Raw genomic sequence first — 2348 nt, 5'->3', positions numbered from 1 at the left:
GCTCGGCGCCGGCCGGCGGCGCCGCCGGCGCCGGCGCGGCGGCGCCGCCCCAGCTGTCGCCGCGCCGCCAGCGCCGCACCACGCTGACCTCGGCCATCAGCTTGATGGTGCGCAGCAGCTCCTCGGTGATCTGCGCGTGTTCGGGATGGCCGGGGCCGGACGGCTTGGCCAGCACCGCCAGCGCGCCGGCCTCCAGCACGCGGAAGTTGTCCGCCACCTCGTGCGCGACCGGACTGGCGGTGACCATCACGATGCGCGTCGGGCAGGTCTCCATGATCATGCGGGTGGCGGCGTAGCCGTCCAGCCGCGGCAGGTGGATGTCCATGGTGATGACGTCCGGCCGCAGGCGCGCCGCCGCCGCCACCGCCTGCTCGCCGTCGGCCACCACGCCGACCACCTCCAGCGCCGGATCGGAATTGAGCAGATAGGCCAGCAGCTCGCGCGCCACCGGCGAATCGTCCACCACCAGCACCCGGACCACGGGCGTGAGCGGGGCGTTCATCGCAGCAGCCTGCGCACGGTGTCGAGCAGATTGTTCTGCTCCAAACCCTGCTTGGCGATGTAGGCGCTGGCGCCGACATCGACCCCGCGCTCGCGGTGCTCGCGCGAGGCCAGCGACGTCACCAGCACCACCGGCAGCTCGGCCAGCCGGCGGTCGGCGCGGATGCTGGCGGTCAGGTCGAAGCCGTCCATGCGCGGCATCTCGACGTCCGACACCACCAGGTCGTAGCCGCCGCCGCGCAGCGCGTTCAGCGCGTCGACGCCGTCGACCGCCACCGTGACCCGGTAGCCGCCCACCTCCAGCATGTTCTTGAGCAGCGCGCGCGAGGTGATCGAATCCTCCACCACCAACAGCTGCTGGCGCGCCGCCTGCGCCGCCGGCGCCGGCAAGGGCGCGCCGCCCACGCCCGCCCCGAGCGCCGACTTCAGCAGGTCGGCCACGTGCAGGATGGGCACCAGCTGGCCCGCCCCCAACACGGTGGCGCCGGCGATGTTGGGCACCCGCCGCAGCTGCGGCCCCAGGCCCTTGACCAGCACCTCCTGCTCGCCCAGCACCGCGTCCACCAGGCAGGCCAGGCGGCGGCTGCCGCTGGTCAGCAGCGCCAGGGTCAGATAGCCGGACGGCGCCGACGGCGCGGCCAGCCCCAGCACGCGCCACAGCTGCACCAGCGCCAGCACCTCGCCCTCCAGCACCACGGTGGGATGGCCCTCGACGCTGTGCACCGATTCCGGCAGCACCCGCGCGACCCGCTCGACATTGCGCGACGGCAGCACGAACTGGCGCCCGGCCGCCGTCACCAGCAGGCCGCGGAAGGTCGCCAGCGTGGCCGGCAGCACGATGCGAAAGCGCGTGCCGCCGCCCGGCGCCGCCTCGGCCGCCACGCTGCCGCCCAGCTTTTCGGCCTTCTCGCGCACGATCGCCAGCCCCAGGCCGCGCCCCGACAGGTCGGTCAGCATGGCGCTGGTCGACACGCCCGACTCGAACACCAGCGCCAGCATCTGCGCCGTGCCCAGCGCCGCGCCGGCCTCGGGCGTCAGCAGGCCGTCGCGCACGGCGCGCTCGCGCACCTGTTGCGGGTCGATGCCGCGGCCGTCGTCGCTGACCAGCAGCTCGACCTTGTCGCCGTCGCGCGGCTGCACCTCGATCGCCAGCCGCGCGCGTTCCGGCTTGTGCGCCAGGCGGCGCTCGGCCGGCGTCTCGATGCCGTGGTCGATCGCGTTGCGCAGCAGGTGCACCAGCGGATCGCGCATCTGCTCGAGGATGCGGCGGTCGATCTCGATCGCCGCGCCGTCGATGCGCAGCTCGACTTCCTTGCCGCTGTCGTGGGCCAGGTCGCGCACCAGGCGCGGCGCCATTTCCAGCAGCGTGGAGAACGGCAGCATCAGGGTGCGCTTCATGTCTTCCAGCAAATTGTCGACCATGCCGGCCAGCGCGCGCCGCTCCTGCCAGGCGCTGCGCTCGATCTGGGCGAAACGCTCGCCGATGGTCTTGGCCAGCAGCGCGTCGCGCTCGACCGCTTCCAGCAGGCGCTCCAGCGGCGGCCCCTTGCGGCCGGCGCCGGCCGCGCCCGCGCCGTGGCGGCGCTCGTCCGCGCGGCCGCTGGCGCGCGCCTCGCCGACGGTGCGGCTCCAGCGCTTGCGCCAGCCTTCCAGCTCGGCGTGCAGCGCGCGCAGGTCGGCGGCCATGTGCTCGGCGCTGAACTTGAAGGCCAGCAGTTCCTCGGCCTGCAACAGCAGCGCGGTCAGCTTGGCGGTGGAGATGCGCACCGTCTGCTCCGGCTCGGACGCGGCCGCCTGCAGCGATGGCGCGGCGCCGGCCGCCGGCGGCGGCGGCATGGGGGCAGCGG

Annotated in this window: 2 protein-coding genes; both read right to left on the bottom strand. The window is 74.4% G+C overall.

What is annotated here, in order from left to right:
• Positions 1–502: response regulator (locus AC07OK_RS30710; RefSeq protein ID WP_494693835.1), on the bottom strand; the 502-nt coding region annotated here is incomplete at its 3' end.
• Positions 499–2348, bottom strand: a 1850-nt coding sequence (locus AC07OK_RS30705; RefSeq protein ID WP_494693834.1) for a hybrid sensor histidine kinase/response regulator, incomplete at its 5' end; no start/stop codon positions are given. The genes AC07OK_RS30705 and AC07OK_RS30710, both read right to left, overlap by 4 nt.

It is taken from the genome of Duganella sp. GW821-FHT07G03 (assembly GCF_059418605.1).
This window is presented reverse-complemented; position numbering and strand designations above follow the sequence as displayed.